The 23,172-nt window shown below is 74.6% G+C and carries 21 protein-coding genes; 4 read left to right on the forward strand and 17 right to left on the reverse strand.

Annotated features, from left to right (window positions below; all coding sequences use genetic code 11):
- Positions 1-51: 51 nt before the first annotated feature.
- Positions 52-1,263, forward strand: coding sequence for a sensor histidine kinase (locus H9657_RS17945; protein WP_318241586.1), 1,212 nt, complete (start codon positions 52-54; stop codon positions 1,261-1,263).
- On the forward strand, positions 1,260-1,865 hold the full coding sequence (locus H9657_RS17950) for a response regulator transcription factor (RefSeq protein WP_191784803.1): 606 nt from the start codon (positions 1,260-1,262) through the stop codon (positions 1,863-1,865). The genes H9657_RS17945 and H9657_RS17950 overlap by 4 nt, the downstream gene beginning before the upstream one ends.
- A gap of 10 nt (positions 1,866-1,875) precedes the next feature.
- Here H9657_RS17950 and H9657_RS17955 read toward each other — a convergent pair whose 3' ends face one another.
- The 11 genes from H9657_RS17955 to H9657_RS18000 all read right to left on the reverse strand — a co-directional run bounded on the left by H9657_RS17955 (position 1,876) and on the right by H9657_RS18000 (position 12,075).
- On the reverse strand, positions 1,876-2,280 hold the full coding sequence (locus H9657_RS17955; protein WP_191784804.1) for a universal stress protein: 405 nt from the start codon (positions 2,278-2,280) through the stop codon (positions 1,876-1,878).
- On the reverse strand, positions 2,277-3,803 hold the full coding sequence (locus H9657_RS17960) for a tripartite tricarboxylate transporter permease (RefSeq protein ID WP_191784805.1): 1,527 nt from the start codon (positions 3,801-3,803) through the stop codon (positions 2,277-2,279). Before H9657_RS17960 ends, H9657_RS17955 begins: the two co-directional genes overlap by 4 nt.
- Positions 3,803-4,327, reverse strand: a complete 525-nt coding sequence (locus H9657_RS17965) for a tripartite tricarboxylate transporter TctB family protein (RefSeq protein ID WP_318241587.1) — start codon at positions 4,325-4,327, stop codon at positions 3,803-3,805. Before H9657_RS17965 ends, H9657_RS17960 begins: the two co-directional genes overlap by 1 nt.
- Positions 4,324-5,331: a Bug family tripartite tricarboxylate transporter substrate binding protein gene (locus H9657_RS17970; protein WP_191784806.1), complete on the reverse strand. Its 1,008-nt coding sequence runs from the start codon at positions 5,329-5,331 to the stop codon at positions 4,324-4,326. Before H9657_RS17970 ends, H9657_RS17965 begins: the two co-directional genes overlap by 4 nt.
- A gap of 194 nt (positions 5,332-5,525) precedes the next feature.
- The gene (locus H9657_RS19320) at positions 5,526-5,699 is read right to left on the reverse strand and encodes a winged helix-turn-helix domain-containing protein (RefSeq protein WP_225215621.1); all 174 of its coding nucleotides are present in this window, start codon (positions 5,697-5,699) and stop codon (positions 5,526-5,528) included.
- On the reverse strand, positions 5,675-6,289 hold the full coding sequence (locus tag H9657_RS17975; RefSeq protein ID WP_318241588.1) for a polysaccharide deacetylase family protein: 615 nt from the start codon (positions 6,287-6,289) through the stop codon (positions 5,675-5,677). Before H9657_RS17975 ends, H9657_RS19320 begins: the two co-directional genes overlap by 25 nt.
- Positions 6,290-6,341: 52 nt before the next feature.
- Entirely contained in the window at positions 6,342-7,820 is a 1,479-nt protein-coding gene (gtfA, locus tag H9657_RS17980) for a sucrose phosphorylase (RefSeq protein WP_191784807.1), read from the reverse strand.
- Positions 7,821-7,926: 106 nt separating this feature from the next.
- Complete coding sequence (locus tag H9657_RS17985) at positions 7,927-8,913, reverse strand: alpha/beta hydrolase (protein WP_191784808.1); 987 nt, start codon at positions 8,911-8,913, stop codon at positions 7,927-7,929.
- On the reverse strand, positions 8,910-9,734 hold the full coding sequence (locus H9657_RS17990) for a carbohydrate ABC transporter permease (protein WP_191784809.1): 825 nt from the start codon (positions 9,732-9,734) through the stop codon (positions 8,910-8,912). Before H9657_RS17990 ends, H9657_RS17985 begins: the two co-directional genes overlap by 4 nt.
- Entirely contained in the window at positions 9,734-10,567 is an 834-nt protein-coding gene (locus H9657_RS17995; protein ID WP_318241589.1) for a carbohydrate ABC transporter permease, read from the reverse strand. The genes H9657_RS17990 and H9657_RS17995 overlap by 1 nt, the downstream gene beginning before the upstream one ends.
- 137 nt (positions 10,568-10,704) lie before the next feature.
- Positions 10,705-12,075: an ABC transporter substrate-binding protein gene (locus H9657_RS18000; RefSeq protein WP_191784811.1), complete on the reverse strand. Its 1,371-nt coding sequence runs from the start codon at positions 12,073-12,075 to the stop codon at positions 10,705-10,707.
- 232 nt (positions 12,076-12,307) lie between these two features.
- Between H9657_RS18000 and H9657_RS18005 the strand changes: the two genes are divergently transcribed.
- The gene (locus H9657_RS18005) at positions 12,308-13,345 is read left to right on the forward strand and encodes a LacI family DNA-binding transcriptional regulator (RefSeq protein ID WP_191784812.1); all 1,038 of its coding nucleotides are present in this window, start codon (positions 12,308-12,310) and stop codon (positions 13,343-13,345) included.
- 108 nt (positions 13,346-13,453) lie between these two features.
- Here the strand turns inward: H9657_RS18005 and H9657_RS18010 are convergent, their stop codons facing one another.
- The 5 genes from H9657_RS18010 to H9657_RS18030 form a co-directional block, all read right to left on the reverse strand.
- Positions 13,454-15,151, reverse strand: a complete 1,698-nt coding sequence (locus H9657_RS18010; protein WP_191784813.1) for a hypothetical protein — start codon at positions 15,149-15,151, stop codon at positions 13,454-13,456.
- A 199-nt stretch (positions 15,152-15,350) separates the two neighbouring features.
- On the reverse strand, positions 15,351-16,004 hold the full coding sequence (locus tag H9657_RS18015) for a hypothetical protein (protein WP_191784814.1): 654 nt from the start codon (positions 16,002-16,004) through the stop codon (positions 15,351-15,353).
- Between the two features lie 55 nt (positions 16,005-16,059).
- Positions 16,060-16,680, reverse strand: a complete 621-nt coding sequence (locus H9657_RS18020) for a hypothetical protein (protein ID WP_191784815.1) — start codon at positions 16,678-16,680, stop codon at positions 16,060-16,062.
- Positions 16,680-18,770, reverse strand: coding sequence for a nuclease-related domain-containing DEAD/DEAH box helicase (locus H9657_RS18025; protein WP_191784816.1), 2,091 nt, complete (start codon positions 18,768-18,770; stop codon positions 16,680-16,682). The genes H9657_RS18020 and H9657_RS18025 overlap by 1 nt, the downstream gene beginning before the upstream one ends.
- Before the next feature lie 107 nt (positions 18,771-18,877).
- A complete protein-coding gene (locus H9657_RS18030; RefSeq protein ID WP_191784817.1) occupies positions 18,878-20,155 on the reverse strand; it encodes an MFS transporter in 1,278 nt (425 codons plus the stop codon).
- 178 nt (positions 20,156-20,333) lie between these two features.
- Between H9657_RS18030 and H9657_RS18035 the strand changes: the two genes are divergently transcribed.
- Positions 20,334-21,242 carry a hypothetical protein gene (locus tag H9657_RS18035; RefSeq protein WP_191784818.1) on the forward strand — a complete coding sequence of 303 codons (909 nt, stop codon included), beginning with the start codon at positions 20,334-20,336 and terminating at the stop codon, positions 21,240-21,242.
- 47 nt (positions 21,243-21,289) lie between these two features.
- Here H9657_RS18035 and H9657_RS18040 read toward each other — a convergent pair whose 3' ends face one another.
- On the reverse strand, positions 21,290-22,813 hold the full coding sequence (locus H9657_RS18040; protein WP_191784819.1) for an MATE family efflux transporter: 1,524 nt from the start codon (positions 22,811-22,813) through the stop codon (positions 21,290-21,292).
- Positions 22,814-23,172 lie beyond the last annotated feature (359 nt).

Here is a 23,172-nt window from a genome sequence, read left to right on the forward strand (position 1 = left end):
GTGCGGATCGCACCGGTCCGCGGTGCGCCCCCCGCGCCTAGCATCACGCGTGTGAGCACCGTCGCCGCGTCGCCGTGGGCGGCCGCCCCGCGCGACCGTCGCCTGGGTCGCGCGCGGGCGCTCGTGCTGGTGTGGCTCGCGACGACCGTGTGCACGAGCCTGCTCATGCCGGGCATCGGCCTGCTCGAGGAGCCACGCCCCCGGTGGGTCGCCCTGGGCGCCGTCGGCATCGCGGGCTTCGCGGTCACGTCGGCCGGTGCGGTGCACGGCGCCGTGACGCCCTGGACGACGGCGCGCACGCGCCGGGCGTGGACCCTCGCGCTCGTCGTCGCCTCCGTGGCGTCGCTCGCGCTGGTGGCACCGGTCGCCGCCGGGCGCTGGGCGACGTGGGCGTGGGTGGGTGCGGGGATCGTCGGCATCGCGCCGCTGCTGGTGACGTGGCGGTGGGTCGTCGCCGTGGCCGCGGCCTGCAGCGCGGTCAGCGTGGTGGTGGCCGGGCTCGTGGGTGGGTCCCCCCTGCAGGCGCTCGTCGTCACCGGGGGCATCGGCGTGTCCGTCGCCGTCGTGAACTGGGTGCCGGTGTGGCTGTGGGGCCTGCTGCTCGACGCCGACGCCGGCCGCGACGCCCGCGCACGCCTGGCCGCGGGCGAGGAGCGGCTGCGGTTCGCGCGCGACGTGCACGACCTGCTCGGGCACAGCCTCACCGTCATCGCCCTCAAGGCCGAGCTCGTCGCGCGCCTCCCCGCGGGCGACCCGGCGGTCCGCGACGAGGCCGCGCAGATCCAGCGGCTGGCCACGACGGCGCTGGGCGAGGTCCGCCAAGCCGTGCACGCCTACCGCTCGGTCGACCTGCACGAGGAGGTCGCCGCCGTGCGGCAGGTGCTCGACTCCGCGGGGGTGCGGTGCACCGTCGTCGGCCAGGCCGCGGACGTCCCGCCGGACGCGGCGGCGCGGCTCGCGCCGGTCCTACGGGAGGCGGTGACGAACGTGCTGCGGCACAGCCGCGCGACCTGGTGCCGGGTCGAGGTGGGCCTGGACGGCGAGGGCGACGTTGCGGCACGGCGGGACGCGACGCTCACCGTGCGCAACGACGGCGTCGACGCGCGCGCCGCCGACGCGCACAGCTCCGGGCTCGACGGCGCCGCCGGGCGCCTCGCGGACGCAGGCGGGCGGCTGCAGGTCGAGCGGCGGGGCGGCGAGTTCTGGCTGCGGGCGAGCGTGCCCGCCGGTGCGCCGACGACGCCGGGAGGCGAGGGCCCGTGATCCGCGTCCTGCTCGCCGACGACGAGGAGCTGATCCGTTCCGCCGTCGCCGCGCTGCTTGCGCTCGAGGACGACCTCGACGTCGTCGCCCAGGCCGCCGACGGACCCGCCGCGGTCGCCGCCGCACTGGCCCACCGACCCGACGTCGCGCTCGTGGACCTCGAGATGCCAGGCCTCGACGGCGTGGCCGTCGCCGCGGAGATCACCCGCACCGTGCCGGGCTGTCGCGTCGTGGTGCTCACGGGCCGCGGTCGCCCGGGGCACCTGCGTCGTGCGCTCGAGGCCGGCGCCCGCGGATTCGTCACCAAGGGCACGTCGGGGACGACGCTCGCGGGCGTGCTGCGCGCCGTGCACGCCGGCGAGCGCTACGTCGACCCCGGTCTCGCGGCGGACGCGCTGAGCGCACCGGCCTGTCCCCTGAGCCCGCGCGAGCTCGAGGTGCTGCGGCTCGCGTCGTACGACCTGCCCGCCGCGGTCATCGCCCGGCGCGCGCACCTGGCACCCGGCACGGTGCGCAACTACCTGCTCGCCGCGCAGACCAAGCTCGGCGCCGCGACCCGGGCCGAGGCGGCCGCCACGGCCGAGCGGTTCGGCTGGCTGTAGCGCGAGCCCCTCAGCGCCCCGGCGCCTCCGCCGCCTTCACCGCCAGCACCGGGCACCGCGCGTCGAGCAGGATGCGCTGCGCGGTCGACCCGAGCAGGAGCTTGCCGACGGGTGAGCGGTGCCGGATGCCGATGACGAGCAGGCTCGCGCCGACCTCGTCGGCGATCGCGACCAGCTCCCCGGGGACGTCGCGCACGACGGCCTGCCGGACCTGCGCCTCGACACCCAGGGACTCGAGCAGCGCCTGCACGTCGGTGACGTCGGAGTCGGCGGCGAACCGGTCGTCCACGGCGGCGGTGCCGGTCGTCGCGTTGACCACGAGCAGGTCCTCACGGTGCGCGAGCGCCTCGCGAGCGCCCCGCAGGAGGGCCGCGTGGCCCCGGGCGTCGGGCGTCCAACCCACGACGACGGTCATCGCCTCACCTCTTCCTCGAGCTCGTCGACCTCGTCCGCGAGCCGTTCCGGTGCCTGCCGGCCGGGGATCAGCCGCAGCACGAGCGGCCAGAGCAGCAGGGCCGCGACGACGACGTAGACGACCACCGCGACGGGCTCGCTCCACAGCGCGGACACGTCCCCGCGCGACAGCTGCAGCGCCTGCCCCAGCTGCTCCTCCAGGCGCGGCCCGAGGATCACGCCCACGATGAGCGGCAGCACCGGCAGCCCGAACCGTCGCATCGCGAAGCCGAGGACCCCGAACAGCACGAGCAGCGCGACGTCGAACCACTGGAAGTTCACGCTGTACGCGCCGAGCACCGCGAAGAACAGGATGCCCGCGTACAGGTACGGCCGCGGGGTGCGCAGCAGCCGCGCCCACAGCGGCGCGAGCGGCAGGTTGATGACGAGCAGGAGCGTGTTGGCGACGAACAGGCTGGCCAGCAGCGTCCACACCAGCTCGGGCTCGGCCTCGAACAGCTGGGGGCCGGGCTGCAGCCCGTAGCCCTGCATCGCCGCCAGGATGACGGCCGCCGTCGCGGTGGTCGGCAGGCCGATGGCCAGCAGGGGCACGAGCGTGCCGGCGGCCGACGCGTTGTTCGCGGCCTCCGGCCCGGCGACCCCCTCGATCGCACCCTTGCCGAACTCGGCCCGGTGCTTGCCTGCCAGGCGCCGCTCGGTGACGTACGACAGGAACGTCGGCATCTCGGCGCCGCCCGCGGGCAGCGCGCCGAACGGGAAGCCGAACGCGGTGCCCCGCAGCCACGGCTTCCACGACCGCCGCCAGTCCTCCCGGTCCATCCACGGGCGTCCCACGGGGATGATCTCGAGCGGGCGCCGGCGCAGGTGGGCCGCGACCCACAGCGCCTCCCCGACGGCGAAGATCGCGACCGCGACGACGACGATGTCGATGCCGTCGGCCAGCAGCGGGTTGCCGAACGTGAGGCGCGGCTGCCCGGTCGCGGTGCCGACGAGCCCGATCGTCAGGCCCAGCGTCAGCGCGACGAACCCGCGCAGCCGCGAGCTGCCCAGGACGGTCGTCACCGCGATGAGTGCGAGCACCATGAGCGCGAAGTAGGACGGCGCCCCCAGGACGACGACCCACTCGGCGACCGTCGGCGCGAGCGCCACCAGCAGGACCGTGCCGATGGTCCCGGCGACGAACGAGCCGATCGCCGCGGTCGCGAGCGCCTGCGCCGCACGCCCCGCCTTGGCCATCTTGTTGCCCTCGAGGGCCGTGATGACCGACGACGACTCCCCCGGCGTGTTCAGCAGGATCGACGTCGTCGACCCGCCGTACATGCCGCCGTAGTAGATGCCGGCGAACAGGATGAGGGCCGCGCTGGGCTCGACGTTGTAGGTGACCGGCAGCAGCAGCGCGACGGTCATGGCCGGGCCGATGCCCGGCAGCACGCCGACCGCGGTGCCGAGCAGCACGCCGACCACCGCGTACAGCAGGTTCTCCGGGGTGACGGCCAGGCTCAGGCCCGTGAGCAGCGCGTCCATCACAGGATCCCGTCCAGCACGCCCGCCGGGATGGGGATGCCCAGCCCGACGTAGAACCCGTACCAGGACCCCACCGACATGACCGCGCCGATCAGCAGGTTGCGCACCCAGTGCCGGTTGCCGAGCACGGTCGCGGCACCGGCGAACAGCAGCGCACCGACGATCGCCCAGCCGAGGACGTCGAGCAGAGCGATGGTCGCGACGAGCACGCCCGCGAGCCCGGCGAGCGTGCGCCAGTCCGTGCCCTGGTCGAGGTCGACGTCCTCACCCGCCTCGCCCTCGGCACGGTCGCCGCGGGCCGTCGCCACCGCGAGCAGCACCGCGAGCACGACGAGCGCGGACCCGATGACGTACCCGAAGGCGGCGGGCCGCACGACCTGGTCGGCGAACCCCGGTCCCAGGCCCGCGGAGTCGACGACCGTCCAGACCCCGACGACCGCGAGCACCGCGGCCAGGGCGTACTGCGCACGGTCCACCACCGGCGTCACGGGTGCGACGGGCGCGGCGTCCTCGGCGGCGCTCACGGCAGACCCAGCTCGTCGAGGGTGGTCGCGACGCGCTCGTCCTGCTCGACGAGGAACTGCTCGAACTCGTCGCCCGTGACGAAGGCGTCGACCCAGCCGTTGGTCTCCAGGGCCTCCTGCCACGCGTCGGTCGCGTGCATCTGCTCGAGCAGCGCGATGTGGGCGTCGCGGACCTCGTCCGGGATGCCGGGCGGTGCCAGCACGCCGCGCCAGTTGGTGAAGACGAGGTCGATGCCGGACTCCACGAGCGTGGGGGCGTCGACGGCCGCGAGCCGCTCCTCGCCCGAGACGGCGAGCACGCGCAGCGACCCGTCGGCGATCTGCCCCTCGAACTCCGCCAGGCCCGACGTGCCGACGTCGATCTTGCTGCCCAGCAGCGCGGTAGTCAGCGGGCCACCGCCGTCGTAGGAGATGTAGTTGACCTGCGTCGGGTCCACCCCGACCGCCGCCGCGAGCTGCATGGGGAACAGGTGGTCCGGCCCGCCGGGGCTGGACCCCCCGCCGATGCGCACAGCACCGGGGTCGGCGAGCCACGCCGCGACGAGGTCGTCGACCGTCTCGAACGGCGAGGCGGCCGGGACCAGCAGGCCCTCCTGCTCCTCGACGAGCTGTGCGATGGGCGTCGCCCCGCTGACCCGCGCGTCGGAGCCGTTGGTGTACGTCGCGCCCACCACGCCCAGGCCCATCGTCATGAGCAGGTCCTGCGCGCCGCGCTCGTTGACCAGCCGCTGCATCGCGACCGTCCCGCTCGCACCGGTCACGTTGCTGACCTCGAACCGGCCCGTGAGGTCGGCGGTCTCCATGACGCGCGTCGCCGCGCGGCCCGTCTGGTCGTACCCGCCGCCGGGCGCGTTGGGGATCATCATCCGCAGCCGCCGGTTCTCGCCGCCGTCGTCGCCGCGCGTCACGCCGCAGCCCGCGAGCGCGAGCACCGCGACGAGGACCACCGCGAGCAGCGCCGTCCCGCGCCCGCCCCGCGCCCACCGGTCCGTGACGCCCCCCATGCAGAACACCCCCTCGTGCCTGCGTCGATCCTCATCCCTGCGGGGCGGACCGGCACGTCGAGACCGTGGAGGTGCGGCGCTGTCGCGCACAGCGCTGCGGTGACGGCCGAACGTCGCTACTGCAACATCTACTGGCACGTGCGTGTTGCAGTAGATGTTGCAGTAGCGACCGAGGGCGTCTCAGCGACCGACCACTACGTCAGCCGCCACGCCGCCCGCGGGTCCTTGGGCGACTGGCCCTCCCACGCCACCAGGCCGGCGTCCTGCAGTCGCTGAAGATGACGCGAAGCTGTCGGGCGCGTGACGCCGGCAGCATCGGCCACCTGACCGGTGCCCAGCGGGGCTACCGCGGCACCGTGAACGTCCAGCCGTCCACCCGCAGGCGCGGGATCACGCGCCGGACGGCCTCGACGGTCGCGCTGCGGTCGCCTCCCCCGTCGTGCAGCAGGACGACGCCGCCGGGCTCGATGCCGCCGAGCCGCTCGACGAGCACGTCGGCGGGCGGCGCCGGGTCCCAGTCCTCGACCGCGAGCTGCCACTCGAGCGAGCGCATGCCCAGCTCGGCGGCGACGCCGATCGTCTGCCCCCAGTGCCCGAACGGCGCACGGAAGAACGGCACGGGTGCGTCGGGGACGACCGTGTGGATCGCGTCGAGCGTGCGCACGAGGTCGGCGCGGACGGCGTCGGGCGTGAGCTGCGCGAGGTCGTCGTGGCGCCACGAGTGGTTGGCCAGCACGTGCCCGTCGTCGACGATGCGCCGCACGAGGTCGGGGTGCGCCTGCACCTGCACGCCGACCAGGCAGAACACCGCCGGGACGCGCTCGCGCGCCAGCAGGTCGAGCAGCTCGACCGTGTCCGGCGGGTTCGGCCCGTCGTCGAACGTCAGCGCCACCGTCGGCGACGTGGCGGGGGTGTCGACGAACCGGATGACGTCGGCGAGGCCCTGTGCGTTGTCCACACGCGCATCCTGCCCCACCGCCTGCAACGCACCCCGCACGGGCGCGCGAGCCTCAGCCCGCGAGGTCCGCGTCCGTGAGCACGACCCGCTCGCCGTCGTCGTCGGTCGCGCGGACCTCGAACGAGCCGTCGGCGACGTCGAACGTGAGCGTCGCGCGCGCGTCGCCGGCGCTGCGCACCATCGTCCCGCGCGTCTCGTCGAGGTCCCACGCGAAGTCGCCGCCGAACGCCGGGTGCGTCGAGCGCAGGCGCAGGCCGGCGAGCTGCCCGCGGACCGCGGGGTGCGTCAGCGCGTCCTCGACCTCGCCCGGCGTGAAGTGGTGGCGGTTGACGTCGCGGCCGACGCCCGTGGCGGCGAGCAGGTCCATGTCGTTGGACCCGGCCAGCAGGCCCACGTAGTAGACCTGCGGGATGCCGGGCACGAACAGCTGCAGCAGGCGGGCCAGCACGTAGCGCCGGTCGTCGCGGGCCAGGGCGTCGTAGAACGTGCAGTTGACCTGGTAGAGGTCGAGGTTCGACGCGGCCGCACCGGTCGCCTGGCGGGACGTGCCGCCGCTGTTGTCGTGGATCCGCTCGACGAGCGCGTCGATCTTCTCCGGCGCCAGCAGGCCCGGCTCACCCGGTCGCAGGTCGGACGGGCCGACGTCGACGATGCCGATGCCGTCGTGCGTGTCGAGGACCGTCACCGCGTTGGCGGGGCGGATCCGCAGCCAGCCCGCGAGCGGCTCGAGGTCCGCGGCCGTCAGCGCGTGCAGCACGAGCGGCGGCAGCGCGAAGTCGTAGACCAGGTCGACCTTGCGGGCGATCTCGATCTGCTGCGTGTGGTGCCCGTGGACCTCGACCAGCACCTGCGCACCGCGCTCGCGCGCCTGCTCGACGATGCGCTCGGTGTACGCGTCGGTCGCGGGCGTCATGAAGCAGTCGGTGCCCGCCTCCTTGCCCGTGTACCCGACGGCGTCGAGGCGCAGCATCGTGACGCCGCCCGCCGTGAGCGCGTCGACGACCGACGTCAGGTAGTCCCAGGCCTCGGGCGTGCGCAGGTCGATGTCGACCTGGTCGGGCGTGAACGTCGTCCACACCAGGCGCCGCTGCCCGCCGAGCGTCATGACCGTGAACGGCAGGCCCGGGCGCGGGCGGTAGATGCGCGCGAGGTCCTCCTCGGACGCGCCGTCGGGGAACACCGCGCCGAGCGTGAGGAACATCGGTGCGTGCGGCGAGGCGTCACCGCGCTCGCGCACGTCCCGGAAGCGCGCGGACTCCGCCGACACGTGGTTGACGATGACGTCGGCCATGACGTCCCGGCCGGTGGCGAGCGCCCGCACGTCGTCCCACGTGCCGAGGCGCGGGTCCACCTCGGTGTGGTCGCGCGGGTCGAACCCGGCGTCCACACCGTCGAACGGCGTGTAGAACGGCAGCACGTGCACACCGTCGAAGGCCCCGGCGAGCGGCCCGTCGAGCAGCGCGCGCAGGCCCGGCAGGTCGCCCGCGAGGCGGTCGGCGTACGTGATCAGCTGGGGGCCGCGGTGGGTCACGGTGAAGGCTCCGTCATCGGTGCAGGTGCTCGGGCCGGCAGGTGCCGGGCCGTGGGTGGAAGGCCGCGCCGCCCCCGGCAGGGGGGCTGCGGGGGCGACGCGGCGGTCAGGGGGCGTCGGATGTGGCGTCCGGCGCGGTGGCGAGGCGGGCGAGCAGTCGTGCCAACCATCGTGCGCGCGCGTGGCGGGCGTCGCGCGACACGGGCGCGTCGGGGACGAGGCCGTCGAACCCGTGGCAGCCGCCGGGCCACACGTGCAGCTCGGCGTCGCCGCCGTCCGCCCAGATGCGCGCGGCGTACGCGACGCACTCGTCGCGGAAGGTCTCCGCCGAGCCGACGTCGACGTACGCGGGCGGCAGGCCGCCGAGCGACGCCGCGCGGGCCGCCGACGCGTACGGCGGGGTGCTCGCGCCGGCCGCGTCGCCGAGGTACGCGGCCCACGCGGTCGCGTTGGCCGTGCGGTCCCACGTGCCGACGCCGGCCATCTGGTGCCCCGACGCGCTGTCGTTGCGGTCGTCGAGCATGGGGCACACGAGCAGCTGACCCGCGAGGGACGGGCTCCCGCGGTCGCGCGCCAGCAGCGCGAGAGCGGCCGCGAGGCCGCCACCTGCGCTGACGCCCGCGACGACGACGCGAGCGGGGTCGAGCCCGAGGTCGCCCGCCTGCCCGACGAGCCACACGAGCGCCGCGTACGCGTCCTCGACAGCCGCGGGGTACGGGTGCTCGGGCGCCAGGCGGTAGTCCACCGACGCGACGGCCCAGCCGGGCCCGGCCTGCGTGGCGGCGGCGACGTCGTCGGACACCGTGCCCACGATCAGCCCGCCGCCGTGCAGGTGGAGCAGGACCGGCACGGGCCCGACGACCTCGGGGCGCAGCAGCGCGACGCGCACGTCGCCGTCCGGCCCGGGGGCCGCGTGCCACGTGAGCGTGCGCCCGGAAGCCACGGCGACCTCCTCGAGCACGGGCGGCAGCGCGCGCGCCCGCAGCCCGGCGATCTCGTCGGGCGCGAGCGTCGTCACGACGTCGCCCGGCCGCGCCGCCGCAAGGGCGGCGGCCACGGCCGGGTCGAACGGCGGACGGGTGGTCGTCGTCATCCCTTCAGTGCTCCCTGCATGAGCGCCGAGACGAACTGCCGCTGGAAGGCGAGGAACACGATGAGCGTCGGCGTGAGGATGAGCAGCGACCCCGCGCACAGCAGCGGGATGTCCGTCCCCCACTGGCCCTGGAAGGCGCCCAGCGCACCGGCCATGGTGCGGTTCTTCGGGTCGTCGACCAGCACGACGGCGAGCAGGAACTGGTTCCACGTCCACAGGAACATGAGGATGCCGAGCGCGGACAGCGCCGGGCGCGACAGCGGCACGTGCACGCGCGTGAACAGCTTCCACGTGTTCGCACCGTCGATGCGGGCGGCCTCGGACAGGTCCGGCGGCATGGTGACGAAGTGCGCGCGCATCCACATGACCGCGAACGGCATGTAGAGGCCCAGCAGCGGCAGGACGATCGCCCACCGGGTGTTGAGCAGGCCGATGTCCCGCATCTGGTAGTAGAGCGGCACGATGATCGCCTGGAACGGCAGGGTCAGCCCCAGGACGAACGCGAGGAAGATCCACCGGTGGCCCGGGGGGCGCAGGTGGCCCAGCGAGAAGCCGGCGAGCGTCGCGATGAGCAGCGCCGCGGGCACCACGCCGAGCTCGATGAGGAAGCTCGACCACAGCAGGGCCCACATGTCGGCGGCCTGGAAGGCGTCGACGAAGTTCGACCAGTACGGCGTCTCGGGCCACGCGAGCCCCGAGGGGTAGGTGCCGGGCTTGTGCAGCGCGGTGACGAACAGGCTGATGAACGGCACGATCGTGACGGCCATCAGCAGGACCAGCAGGGCGCGGCCGAGCCACGTCTCACGGCGGGAGACGATCATCAGTCCTCCTCCTTCGTCAGACGCTGGATCGGCAGCACGACGGCCAGCACGAGTGCCATGAACACCACGGCCAGCGCGGACGCCTGGCCGACCTCGCGGGAGAAGAACCCGAGGTAGTAGATCTCCAGGCCGGGGACGAGGGTCGAGTTGGCCGGCCCGCCCTGCGTGGAGATGTAGACGATGTCGAACGCGGCGAGCGCGGCGATGACGGTGACGGTGACGCACACGCCGATCTCCTGGCGCACGCTCGGCAGCGTGATCGCGAAGAACTCGCGGACCGCGCCGGCGCCGTCGATGCGCGCGGCCTCGAACAGGGCCGGGTCGATCTTCGTCATGCCGGACAGCAGCAGCAGGAGGCACAGGCCCAGGGCGACCCAGGCGCCGATGACGCCGACGGCACCGAGGGCTGTGCTGGTGTCACCCAGCCAGGCGCGCGTCACGGAGCCCAGGCCCACGGCGCGCATGAGCTCGTTGACGACGCCGTCCGTGGCGAGCATCCAGGTCCACATGATGCCGGCCGCGACGAGCGGGATGACCTGCGGCAGGAAGAGCACCGTGCGGGACACCATCGCGAGGCGGCTGGTGGCGAACTTGCGGATCGTGGCCGCGGTGAGCAGGCCGAGGATCACGGGGACGAAGCTGAAGTAGATGATCAGCTCGAGCGCGTTGACGATCGACCCGAGCAGCTCGGGCTTGTCGACGAGGCGCGTGTAGTTGCCGACGCCGACCCACGTGGCGGCGCCGACGCCGTTCCAGTCGTAGAACGAGTACTGCACCGTCAGCACGAGCGGGCGCAGCACGAACGCCACGTAGAACGCTGCCGCCGGGACCACGAGGCCGAGAGCGACCCAGCCCCGGCGCAGGCGCGCCCCCCCCCCCCCCCCCCCCGGGCGCCTGGCCTCGAGGCTGGTCGACGCAGGAGCGGCGACCTCGCGGCGACCGGGCCGAGCGGCCGTCCGCATCCTGTTCATCAGCCGTTGATCTCGCTCTCGTAGTCGGCCTGGACGGCCTGCAGCAGGCCCTCGGCGGTCTGGTCACCCGCGACGAGCTTCTGCAGGTTGGGGGTCCAGCTCTTGGCGTAGATGGCACCGGTGGCGTTCGCGATGAACTCCATCGAGCCGTTGTCCTCGGCGATGGTGGCACCCGCCGCGAGGGTCTGGCCGGTCACGGACTCGGGGTCGACCTCGGGCATGAAGGCGTCCGACGGGCCCATGGGGTGCGAGCCGCCGACCTCGACGGCGATGGTGCGCGCCTCGTCGTTCGTGGCGATCCAGTCGAAGAAGAACGCCGCGCACTCCGGGTTCTTCGCCTTGGACGAGATGCCGAACGTCAGCGGGGCCGACATGGCGCCGACCTTGCCGCCCTCCTCGAGCGGGGGCATGAGGAAGAAGCCGGCCTTGCCCGCCATCTGCGAGTCGAGCGTGCCGGACTCCCAGTCGCCGTTGAAGATGAACAGGCTCTTGCCGTCGATGAACTGGCCCATCATCTGCGAGTAGTCGAGCGAGTTGATGTCGTCGGCGAAGTAGCCCGCGTCGATCCACTTCTTGAGGTGCGCGGCGGCCTTGACGTTGTTCTCGGTGTCGATGCGCGCGTCCGGCTGCTGGAAGGTCCAGTCGTTGATCGCGTCCACGTCGCCGTAGGACGCCATGAGGAGCTGCAGCGGGAACGCGAGGCCCCCCGTGGCGCCACCGTTGAACTGGTTGGACGGCGTGATGCCGGCGTCCTTGGCCTTCTGCATCCACTCGTCGAGCTCGGCGAGCGTCTTGGGCGCCTCGGTCATGCCGATCTGCTCGGCGAGCTCGGTGTTGTAGAAGACACCGGTCATCGAGTAGTTCTTGCCCATGGCGTACAGGGGGCCGTCGCCACGGCGACCCTCCTCGTCGACCCGCATCTGCGCGAGCTGCGAGGCGGGCCACTCGTCCCAGCCGAAGTGCTCGGCGGCGGCGTCGAGGTCGTAGAGCAGGCCGTCACCGACGAGGTCGGACATCTGCGGCAGGCGCATGAGGTCCGGCGGGTTGTCGGCCAGCACGCGGGGGGCGTTCTGGGTGATGACGGCGAACTGGTCCTCGCGCACGTCGAACGTGACGTTCGGGTACTGCTTCTCGAACTCCTCGAACAGCGCCGTGGAGAGCGGGAAGCCGGTCTCGAGGTAGGCGCTGAGCGCGACGTCGTCCTCGCCGCAGGTCCAGTCACCGTCCGCGGCGGTCGCGCCGCCGTCGGCCGTCGCGTCGTCGGTCGTGTCGCTGCCGGGGGCGCTGCAGGCGGTGAGTGCGAGAATGCTTGCCAGGAACAGGGACGCGGCGGTTGCCGCGCTCCGAGGCTTTCCAGTCGATCGAGACACCGATGTCTCCCTCTCCAGAGGTTCGGCACCGGGGGGCTCGGCACCGTTGCTAAATCGTCTTAGCACGGTCATGCTCGCTACTGGCGGGAGACGTTGTCAAGCCGCGCCAGGTCACGGATGCATGACGGCGACGGACTGATCAGGACGAAGTCGGACACGTGACCAGGTGGGAGCGTGACCGGCGTCGCAGACAGCCCACCGCCCCTAGGATCGCTGCGACGAAAGGACCCCTGTGACCCGACGCGTCACCCTCGCCGACGTCGCCCGCACCGCCGGGGTGTCGTCCACGACGGCCTCGCTCGTGCTGTCCGGTCGAGGCTCGGAGCTGCGCATCTCGTCCGCCGTGCAGGAGCGGGTCCGCGAGGCGTCCGCCGACCTGGGCTACCGCCCCAACATCGTGTCCGTCGGCCTGCGCAAGGGCACCACGCGCACGCTCGGCCTCGTCTCGGACACGGTCGCGACGGGCCAGATGGCCGGCGACATGATCAAGGGCGCCATCGAGGCCGCGCGCGACCACGGCTTCATGCTGTTCATCGGTGAGACCGAGGGCGACCCCGCCATCGAGAGCGCCCTCATCGACGCGATGCTGGACCGGCGCGTCGACGGGATCATGCTCACGTCGATGTTCACGCGCACGCGCGCCGTGCCGGCTGCGCTCGAGCGCCTGCCCACGGTGCTGCTCAACACCCTGCCCGCCGGGCCGACGCGCGCGCCCGCGGTCGTCCCCGACGAGGTCGAGGCGGGCCGCGCCGCCGCGCGCCTGCTGCTCGACGCCGGGCACCGCGACATCCACCTCGTCGGCGCCGGCCCCGGGGCCGACGACGTGCCGCCGGACACGGTCGCGGGCGTCGAGCGCCTCGCCGGCATCCGGGAGGTCCTGCACGCGGCCGGCCTCGAGCCCGCGTCGAGCCACCTGTGCGACGACTGGACGCCCCCGCAGGGCTGGGCCGCGACCCACGACCTGCTCGCGCACCACCCGCGGCCGCGCGCCGTCATCTGCTTCAACGACCGCCTCGCGTTCGGCACGTACCAGGCGCTCCAGGAGAGCGGCCTGCGCATCCCCGACGACGTGTCCGTCGTGTCGTTCGACAACTACCCGATGGCGGACTGGCTGCGCCCCGGCGTGTCGTCGTTCGCGATCCCGCACGAGGCGCTCGGCCGCCGCGCGGTCGAGCTGCTGCTCGCCGAGGTCGCCGGCACCCCGGCCGTGCCCGAGGTGCACCGCCTGCCGGTCCCGCTGGCCGCCCGCGGCTCGGTCGCCCCGGCCTGACGACGCCGGACGGCAGCGGGCGGAGCTGCGCGGCACCGGGCAGAGCTGCGCGCACCGGACAGCACCGGGCCGCCCCCGTCCGTGGACGAGGGCGGCCCGGTGCTCACGTCACGCGCCGCGAGCGGTGCGCACGCGCTGCCGCACGAGGAACGCCCCCGCGGCCATCGCGGCGAGCGCGAGCGCCGCCAGGAGTGCCGGCTGGTCCGCCCCCGTGGCGGCCAGCTGACCGCTCGCACCCGACGGTGCGCCTGCTCCGGCGCCCGAGCCGGTCGATCCGGTGCCGCCGGTGCCGCCGGTGCCGACGGTCCCGTCGGTGCCGTCCGGGTCGTCGGTGCCCGGGACGTCGGTGCCGGGGTCTGTGCCCGGGCCCGTGCCGGGGTCGGTCCCCGGGTCGGTCCCCGGGTCGGTCCCCGGGTCGTCAGGGCCGTCGACGTCGGGGTTGCGGTCCTGGGCCAGGAGCCACTGCAGCGTCGCCGGGTCCTCGAACGTCGGCGCAGAGGCGAGGTGGTAGTCCGGCAGCGTGAACGCGTCGTTCCCGTACTCGGTCCACCGCACGAGCTCGGCGATCCGGTCGGCCGGGACGCCGAGGTCGACGTACGCCGCGACGAGCGCGTCGTACGACGCCCGGGCCCGCGCGACCGGCAGCAGGTGGTCGTTGGTGCCGTGCGTGATCCACATCGGCACCTCACCCGCGGCGATGCGCGCGAACTCGTCCGCGTCACCCGGGAACCCACCGGTGAGCAGACCGCCCGCGAACAGCTCGGGCCGCTCGGAGAACATCTCCCACATCAGCTGCGAGCCGTAGGACACCGACGTCGCGTACACGCGGTCGCTGTCGACGGCGAACCGGGCGAGGAAGTTCTCGACCAGCTCGATCGCCTGCGCGCCCTCGGTCGCCTTGCCGGTGCGCACGTTCTGCGGCGCGAGGACGATGACGTCCTCGTCCGTGCCCGTCCACGACTCCTGGAACCAGGCGGTGGCGAGCATGTCCGACGCGAGCTGCACGCCGATGTTCTGACCGTCGTAGCCCATCCCGTGGCCGGGCAGGGCGATGACGAGCGGGTAGGTGCGCGCGGGGTCGTAGCCCTCGGGCAGACGGTAGGCGTACTCGACGGGGCCGGTCGTCGACGTGAACCTCGCGAGGACGAACTGGTCGACCTCACGGTCGATCGCGGCCTCGGTGAGCGGGTGCGCCACGGCCGCGTCGCCGGCGGCGAGCAGGGCGCCGTCGGTGCCGTGGACGTCACCGAGCTGGGTGACCTGCGTGAGCTGGTCCGGGTTGACGCGGACCGAGCACAGGAAGGTGGGGCACAGCGAGACGATGACGGTCCACCCGCCGACGGGCGAGTCCGCCAGGTCCAGGACGACGAACCGGCCCGGCGCCTCGGGGCGGTCGGACGTGAGCAGGCGCGCCGGGTCGTCGGTCGTGAAGACCGACGCCACGTCGCGCTCGACCAGGTCCGGGAGCGTCTCGATCCCGGCGAACCGGAAGTTGTAGCCCGAGTCCTCGACGAGGAAGTCGGCCCCGGTCAGCGCCGAGGCGTCGACCGGCGCGGCGTACTCGAGGACGACCTGGGTGACCTGCTGGCCGTACGAGCCGACCTCGGTCACGGGCGTGACGGCCAGGACGGGAGCGGCAGCCGCGGCCACCGGGCCCGTCTCGTCCTCAGGCGCCGGCGCGGCGGCCGCGGGTGCGGCAGCCAGCAGGGTCGCCGCACCCATGGCGGCGAGGGTGAGCAGGGCGGTCGTGGTGACGCCGCGAGGGCGTCGGTCCGACGGGGCGCCCCGGGTCAGGGATCTCGACATGCATGTCTCCTTTGACGGACGGGCCTGACCGCCCGGCACCCCCCAGGCAGCGGCTCGATGGGTGCAGCTGCTTTGCTACACCGATTTAGCACCCTAGGTGAGAGGACCTGGGAGGGCAATGACCGCGACCAAACGGACCGCGGGACGCCGCGCGACGGGATCAGGTCAGGTCGGTCAGGTCGCGTGCGCCAAGGTCAGGTCAGGCGGCGCGGCGGGCCCGCGCCCGCACGACCCACCAGACGATCCCGCCGACCAGCACGCCGAAGCCGACAGCGCTCAGCCCCAGCACGCCGAAGACCCCGAGGACGGTCCCCCAGATCGCGCCGAAGAACGGCCCGAACGGCTTGTCCGGGGCCAGCGCGACCCACGCACCCGCGACGTCCGTGGGCGGCACGGCCATCTCGTACGTCCCGGTCTCCGGCGCCGTGAACGCGCCGACCGTCATGGCGACCCGGTCACCCACTCCGGTCCGCATGTTCACGCCCGGGGAGTCGTCCGCCTCGACCACGGCGCCCGACGGCGCGAGCAGCAGCACGTCCTCGTCGAGGTCCACGCGCTCGTCGTCGCGCACGGCGTCGCTCGGCACGACGAGGTACACGGCGTACCGCTCGCCGGCGGTCAGCTCGACGCTCGTCGCCCCCGGGGCGTCCGCGGACGCCAGGACGGCCGACCCCGGACGTCCGTCACGCGTCAGCACGTCGCTGCGCACCGCGCCGGCGAACCCCGCCGCGGCCACGACCGTCAGCACCAGCGCCGCGACCAGCAGCAGGACGCCCGTGGCCGTCAGCGCGACGGGCCCCGCGAGCGAGGGCCGGCGGGGTGCGGGGACAGGGGACGACGGGTGTGCGCTCACGTCCCCGAACCTACAGCGCACCCAGGCACCCCGGACCGGGCGAGAGCACCGCGGTCTAGAGCACGTCCCGCGAGCGGAACGCGTTCCGCAGCGCGAGACCCCCACTCAGCAGGCACGCCACGGCGATCAGCCCGGCGGCCATCGCCACGAACTGCAGGACCATCTGCAGCGCGGGACCCGCACCCGGGTGGTGTGGAGCGATCCCGACCCAGGCGCCGGGGGCGTCCACCGGGGGCACCGTGAGGGTGTACGTCCCGGCCTCGGACGTCGTGACCAGCGCGACGACGCGCTCCTCCCACCCGAGCACGCGTGAGCGGTACGTACCCCCGGGTGGCGCGAGCTCCACGGCCGCGCCCGACGGCGCGACGAGGGTGGCGTCGCCGTCGAACCGGGGAGGCAGGCCCGCCGTCACGGGAGCGGCGAGGTGCACGTGGTAGGTCGCACCGGCGTCGAGCGTGACGGTCGTCGTCCCCGGCGCACCCACCGACGCCAGGACCGCACCCGCCGGTCCGCCCGTCGGCGAGATCACGGAAGGGCTCTCCGGGGAGCCGGCCGCGCCCACCGCCAGCGCCACGCAGACGCCGACGGACACCAGGCCGGCGAGCGCGCCGAGCGCCAGCGTCCGCAGCGCGTGGACCACCTCGAGCGCCCGGACCGCACGCAGGACGAAGCCCATCAGATCGACGCCACCCACAGCCCGTCGCGCGCCCGCGTCATCGCGACGTACAGCTCACGCAGGCGGAAGTCGCGGCGCTCACGGTCGACGTCGTCCAGCTGGTCCGCCTTCTCGGTGATCCACGACGCGACCAGGTCGACCACGAGGACCTGCTTGAACTCCAGGCCCTTGGCGCGCTTGATCGTGCCGACCTTGACGCGGTTGACGGGCACGCCGTCGTACTTCTCGAGGTTGACGACCGGGACGCCCGCCTTCTTCAGCGCCTCGGTGGCCGCCTCGACGCCGCGCCGCGACAGCGACAGCACGCCGACGTCGCCGAAGTTGGTGCCGACCTCGGCGACCACCTCGTGCACCCGCTGGACCATCCGGCGCTGCCGGTCCGCCTCGCCGGCGCAGCGCACGTACACGGGCTTCGGCCCGCTGCGCAGCACCTGCGTGGGCCGGTCGCCGCGCGCGGTCGAGCCCTCGATGTCCGCGAACTCGTCGTCCTTGACCAGCAGGGACGCGAACTGCAGGATCTCGCGCGTGTTGCGGTAGTTGACGTCGAGGACCGAGCCGCGGCCGGCGACGGACACGCCCGCCTCGGCGAGCGTGAAGCCGCCGGGGTAGATCGTCTGCTGGCCGTCGCCCACGAGCGTCAGGCCGTCGGGGGCGTCCCCGACGAACGCGTGCAGCATCCGGATCATCACGCACGTGAGGTCCTGCGCCTCGTCGACGACGACCGCGGTGTACCGGTCGGTCGGCGGCTCGCGCCGCAGCTCCGCCTCCGCGAGCGAGATCTGGTCGGCGAAGTCGTGCACGCCGCGGTCCCGCAGCTCCTTCTCGTACGCCTCGTACAGCAGCCACACGACGCGGCGCTGCTGCGGGCCGAGCCGGTGACGGCGCCCGAGCCGCGGCAGGTCCGCGTACTGCTCCCAGCGCGTCAGGCCGCGGCCCTTGATGACGTAGCTGACCTCGTCGTGCCAGTACTCCTGCTCGTGGCGGTCGGTGTCGATGATGCTGCCGCCCGCGACCTTGCCCCACGCCGCGGTCCACGCCGACGCGATCTGCCGGCCGTCGATGCGGTGGGTGACCCCGCGCTCGTCGAGGATCCGCTTGGCGGTCTCGTGGACGCCGGCGAACTCGACCCGGTCCACGACGTCGGGGGCCAGCCGCGTCAGCAGCTGGCGCAGCACGTCGGGCAGCGTGCGGATGTACGTCGTGACCAGGACCTTGCCCTCGCGGGTCCGCGCGAGGTACGCGGCGCGGTGCAGCGCGACGACGGTCTTGCCGGTGCCGGCGGCGCCGCGGATGCGGGCGGGCCCGTTGTAGGACCGGCGCACGATCCGGGCCTGCGTGGGGTGCAGGAAGGCCATCCACTCCTCGACGGGCTCGGCCATGAGCCCCTCGAGCATCGCGCGCTGCACCTCGGCCTCGCTGAGCAGCGGCTCGTCGTCCACGAGCAGCACCGGACCGCGCGGCGCGGGCAGGACGGGCTCGGGGAGCGTCGTGCTGACGGGCGCGGGGCCCGCGACGTGCGTGAACCACTCGAGGCACCGTGCGAGCACCGCGTCGACCTGCCGCGTCCCCAGCCGCGAGCCGCGGCGCGCGATCTGGCGCAGCACGTCGCGGTCGCCCACGACGTGCACGGGCCCGACGCGCTCGTCGACGCCCGACCGCCCCGCGAGCACCGCGACGGCGTGCACCTCGCCCGGCGCCAGACCGACCTCGGCGAGCTCGCCCTCGGTGCGGTACGCCAGGTCGGCGAGCGCCATGAGGTCGTCGGTGACGTCCTCCTGACCGCGGTGGATCCGGTCGGCCGCGATCGTCACGTCGGCCCAGGCCTTGGTGTCGACGATGAACACGCCGCCGGGCCCGACCACGACCATGTCGACCTGCGCGCGCCGGCTGCCCGGCCACTGGCGGTCGGCCAGCAGGTGGTAGCCGGCGGCGGCGAGCGGTGCCAGGGCGGCCGCGGTGCGCTGCTCGGTCGCGGACGCGACGCCGTAGCGCGACGCGGTCGCGCGCGCGTCGGCCGCGGCCTTCTCGTGCGCGGCGGCGAGCGCGAGCTGTCGGCTCGCCTCCTGCGCCGCGGAGTCACCTGCAGGCATGCGTCGTCGTTCCTCCCACTCTCGGACTCCGAGTGCTATCGGTCCGGGAGCCGGACGCCATGAGGTCCGGGGAGCGTGACCACCCGCACGCGTGGTGCGCGCGGGTGTCAGCGGGTCGCGGGCGCGGGGGTAGTCGAGCGGCCGGCGAGCCGCGGCACGATCGCCATGGCCGGCACGAGCATGAGCGCCGGGACGAGGAACGCCGGGCCCAGGCCCGTGACCTCGGACAGCAGGCCGATCACGACGGCGCCGAGCAGGGCGCCCGCGTAGTTGAAGAGGTTGATGCGGGCCACGACGTCGTCGAGCCGCGCGGGCGCGAGCTCGCCCGCTGCCGAGAACGCGAGCGGCACGAGCGTCCCGGCGCCGATGCCCGCGAGCGCGAACCCGACGACCGCGGCACCCGGGCTGGGCACGAGGGCGACGACGAACAGCCCGACCGCGGCGACGGCACCCGTGGGCGCCGCGACGCGCACGCGGCCGTAGCGCCGGACCAGCGGGTCGCCCGCGAGGCGCGCGATGAGCACGGCGCCCTGGTAGGCGGCGTAGCCGAGAGGCGCGACGGTCCCCGACGCGCGCAGCTCGTCGTGCAGGTAGACCGTGCTCCAGCTGCTGACGGCCGAGTCGACGACGAACGCCACGGCGACCAGCGCACCGAAGAGCCAGATGCCGGCGCGCGGCAGGGGCGTGCGCGCGGGCGTCGCGGGGGCGTCGGGCGGGACGACGCCGGTGCGCGCCCCGGGCGCGATGCCGTCGGTGTGGTGGGCGCCGGCGGCGGGGAGGTCGGCGGCTGCGGCGTGCGGGGAGGTCGCGGGGTCCGTCGTCCGTGGCAGGAGCGACGGCCGCACGGCGAGCGCGATGGCGCCGGCGACGGCGACCGCGACCAGCAGGGCCGACACGGCGCCGGTCGTGGTGCCGAGCCGCGCGAGCCCCGACTGCGTGAGGGCCGCGAGGATCGCCGCGACGGTCAGGCACGCGAACAGCGTGGACAGGATGGAACGGCCGACGCGGTGCTGCAGCGCGACGCCCTGCATGTTGCACGACGCGTCGACCATGCCGAGCCCGAGCGCGAACACGACGAACGCCCCGACCAGCGGCGGCACCGACGTCGCGGCGGCGACGAACGCCAGGCCGACCGCCTGGGCCAGCAGGCCGACGACGACGGCCGTGCGGCTCGACCACCGGCGCGCGAGCCGTTCCGCCGAGACCGAGCCTGCGGCGGCCAGCAGTGCCCCCATGAGCAGGACCAGCGCGATCGTGTCGTCCTCGATGCCCGTGCGGGCCTTGAGCCCGGGCAGCGCGGTGACGACGGTCGCGTACCCGAAGCCCTGCGCGGCGTACGTGGCGCCGACCGCCACCCGCGCCCGCCTGACGGCAACCTCCTGCATCGGTCCCCCTTGTCCCGGGTGCCTCCCAGCGGCACCGAGGTGACCCTACGACGTCCGTGCCGGAGCGCGCGCGTGGACCGGTCTCGGGTTCGGCGCGTCGGGGCGCGGCACGGCCGGTGCCCACGTCGCGGGCTCACGTCGCGCGCCCGACGGGCCGATACCGAGGCATGGGGTCCTGGTGAGCACCGGCGACGAGCCGGCCGTCACGCGCCGCGGCACGCCCGCGGTGCGCGGCGGCGCGCGACGGCGCGGCCTGCCGTCGTGGGCGCGTCGCCGCGGCGCCGCCGACGCGCGGGCGGTCGCGGCCGTGGCCGCGGTGCTGCGGGGCCTGGAGCCGGACGGCTGGACGACGCTGGACGCCCTGCGCGGCCACGGGGCCGGATGGGCCGGCGCCGACCACGTCGTCGTGGGGCCGGGCGGGGTCGTCGTCGTGGACGTCCGCCGGGCGACGGGCGACGAGGGTCCCGACGCGACGGGGTCCGCCCCGGCCCGGTCCGGGCTCGCGACTGACGCCGTCCGCGCCGCGGCCGTCGTCACGACGCTCCTCGCGCCGCGCCACCGCACGGCCGTGCGCGCGCTCGTGTGCCTCACGGGCCGCGCGCTGCCGGCGACCGACGCGGTCGCAGGCGCCACGGTCGTCGCGGCCGACGACCTCGCCGCGTACCTGCGCGCGCTGCCGCCGCGCCTGCACCCGGCCGACGCCGCGGGCCTCGCGCTGCACCTGAGCCTGCACCTGGGCCCGCACCTGGGCGGGTCGGGCGATGCCGACGTGCTGACGACCGGGGCCCTCGAGGCCGACCCGCGGGTCGCACGGCGCCGCGTGGTGCGCCCGCTGCCGTTCGGCCGCCCCGCGGCGTCCGGCCGGCTGCCGGCGCGCGGCGGGCCGCTCAGCCCCGACGGCACCTCACCGGCCGCTCTCCCGGCGCTGCCCACGCCGGGTCATGCCACCGCGGTGCCCGGCCACCTGCGCGCCGACCTGCGCGGTGGGCGCCTCACCCCGGCCGGCGTCGCGCTGCGGGCCGGGGTCGTCGTGAGTGCGGCCTGGCTCGCCTGGGCCTTCACGACGGCGCCACTCGGCCTGTTCTGAGGGTCGCGCAGGGGCCGGCCCGCACGCGGCCCCCGGGGCGGCGCCCGTCAGTGCGAGGTGCGCTCGCAGAGCCGGGCCTCGTCGGCCCCGTCGTGCTCCGACCGGTCCGCCTGCTCCGCGCGCTCCACGTCGTCCGGGTGGTCGTGCGGGACGACCGCGTCGACGACCATCGCACCCTCGGACGGCCCCTCGAGCGCGACGGGGTCCGGCATCGCCTCGACGCGTGCGAGCGGTGCGACGGGCACGGACGCGAGCCGGCGGTGCGCCCGGACGTACGCCGGGACGAGGCCCGCGACGGCACCGAGCCACGCCAGCGGGTTGCCCCACACGACGCCCTCGAACCCGAAGGCGGCCCCCAGCACCACGGCCGCGCCGACCCGCATGACGAGCTCGACGATCCCGGTCAGGGTGGGCACCATCGTGTGCCCGAGCCCCTGCAGCGCACCGCGCAGGACCATGAGGACGCCGAGCACGACGTACAGCGCGCCGTTGACGACCAGCAGGTAGGTCGCGAGCTCGACGACGTGCTGCTCGCCGTCGCCGACGAAGAGCCCGACCAGGTGCCCGCCGGCCACGATGAGCACGGCACCGAGCACGACCGACGCGGCGACGGCCATCCACACGCCCTGCACGACGCCCGCGCGGATGCGGTCGGGACGGCCGCCGCCCAGGTTCTGCGCGACGAACATCGACATCGCGAGACCCAGCGACGACAGCAGGGTGACCGCGAGCATGTCGACGCGCGCGGCCGTGGTGTAGGCGGCCACGGCCTCGGGGCCGAGCGAGTTGAGGCGGACCTGCACGGCCAGCGCCCCGATGGCGATGATCGACGCCTGGAAGCCCATCGGCAGGCCGAGCTGCAGGTGCCGGGCGACGTCGGCGCGCGTCACGCGCCAGTCCTCGCGGCGCACGTGCAGGACGGGGACCCGGCGCCACACGTAGAGCAGGCACAGCGCGACGGCGATGCCCTGCGACGCGACGGTCGCGAGGGCCGCTCCCCCGACACCGGTGCCGAGGCCGCCGACGAGCGCGACGACGAGCCCGATGTTGATGACGCAGCTGACCGTGAGGAACACCAGCGGGGTGCGCGAGTCGCCGATCGCCCGGATGACCGAGGACAGGAAGTTGAAGAACATCGTCGAGGCGGCGCCCAGGAAGCTGATGAGGGCGAACGTCGTCGCCTCGGGCAGCAGCTCCTCGGGGGTGCGCAGGAGGCGCAGCGCGGGCTCGGCGAGCAGCGGCGCACCGACCGTCAGGACGGCGGTGATGAGACCGGTCAGCAGCGCGCCCGTGGCCACCGAGCGGCGCACGGCCGCGTGGTCCCCGGCGCCGAAGGCCTGGGCCGTCGGGATCGCGAAGCCGGACGTGGTGCCCCAGGCGAACCCGATGAGCAGGAACAGCAGGCTGCCCGTCGCGCCGACGGCGGCGAGCGACTCGACCCCCAGGACGCGGCCGACGACGATCGCGTCGACGAAGTGGTAGAGCTGCTGGACGACGTTGCCGATGAGCAGCGGCACGGCGAACGTCGCGATGACGCGCCACGGGCTACCGGTGGTGAGGGCTTTCGACATGACGAGGGGGACTCCGCGCTGGTGGGGCTGGGTTGCTGGGGCGCGGTGGTCGGTGCCTGGTCGCGTCAGTGCCTGATCGTATCGATACGATCGCCCGCTGAGCAGGGTGAATCTGCATCCGTACGCCGTGCGTGCGGCCGCGTCACGGCGGCAGGACGACGCCGGGGCACGGCCGTGCCACGCGGACGCCAACGGCACGCCGCGTCCTCATGGTCACGCGTCCGACTTTGACGTGGGCCAGACCCCGCCGCGGGCCGCCCCCCGCCCGCGGGGGGGGGGGCCCCGCGTGCCGGGGGTTCACGCCGCGCTCGCCGTCCGCGCGGCCCGCGCGTCACGACGCATGATCGACGCACCCTGGG

The organism is Cellulomonas avistercoris (assembly GCF_014836445.1).
GTDB lineage: Bacteria > Actinomycetota > Actinomycetes > Actinomycetales > Cellulomonadaceae > Cellulomonas > Cellulomonas avistercoris.

What these genes read in the sequence shown, in the direction of transcription:
- H9657_RS18025 (WP_191784816.1), bottom strand. Translation starts at nt 18,770, where the DNA reads ATGCCTGCAGGTGACTCCGCGGCGCAGGAGGCGAGCCGACAGCTCGCG.
- H9657_RS18040 (WP_191784819.1), bottom strand. Translation starts at nt 22,813, where the DNA reads ATGTCGAAAGCCCTCACCACCGGTAGCCCGTGGCGCGTCATCGCGACG.
- H9657_RS17960 (WP_191784805.1), bottom strand. Translation starts at nt 3,803, where the DNA reads ATGGACGCGCTGCTCACGGGCCTGAGCCTGGCCGTCACCCCGGAGAAC.
- H9657_RS17955 (WP_191784804.1), bottom strand. Translation starts at nt 2,280, where the DNA reads ATGACCGTCGTCGTGGGTTGGACGCCCGACGCCCGGGGCCACGCGGCC.
- H9657_RS18030 (WP_191784817.1), bottom strand. Translation starts at nt 20,155, where the DNA reads ATGCAGGAGGTTGCCGTCAGGCGGGCGCGGGTGGCGGTCGGCGCCACG.
- H9657_RS18010 (WP_191784813.1), bottom strand. Translation starts at nt 15,151, where the DNA reads ATGTCGAGATCCCTGACCCGGGGCGCCCCGTCGGACCGACGCCCTCGC.
- H9657_RS17970 (WP_191784806.1), bottom strand. Translation starts at nt 5,331, where the DNA reads ATGGGGGGCGTCACGGACCGGTGGGCGCGGGGCGGGCGCGGGACGGCG.
- H9657_RS18020 (WP_191784815.1), bottom strand. Translation starts at nt 16,680, where the DNA reads ATGGGCTTCGTCCTGCGTGCGGTCCGGGCGCTCGAGGTGGTCCACGCG.
- H9657_RS17990 (WP_191784809.1), bottom strand. Translation starts at nt 9,734, where the DNA reads ATGATCGTCTCCCGCCGTGAGACGTGGCTCGGCCGCGCCCTGCTGGTC.
- H9657_RS17985 (WP_191784808.1), bottom strand. Translation starts at nt 8,913, where the DNA reads ATGACGACGACCACCCGTCCGCCGTTCGACCCGGCCGTGGCCGCCGCC.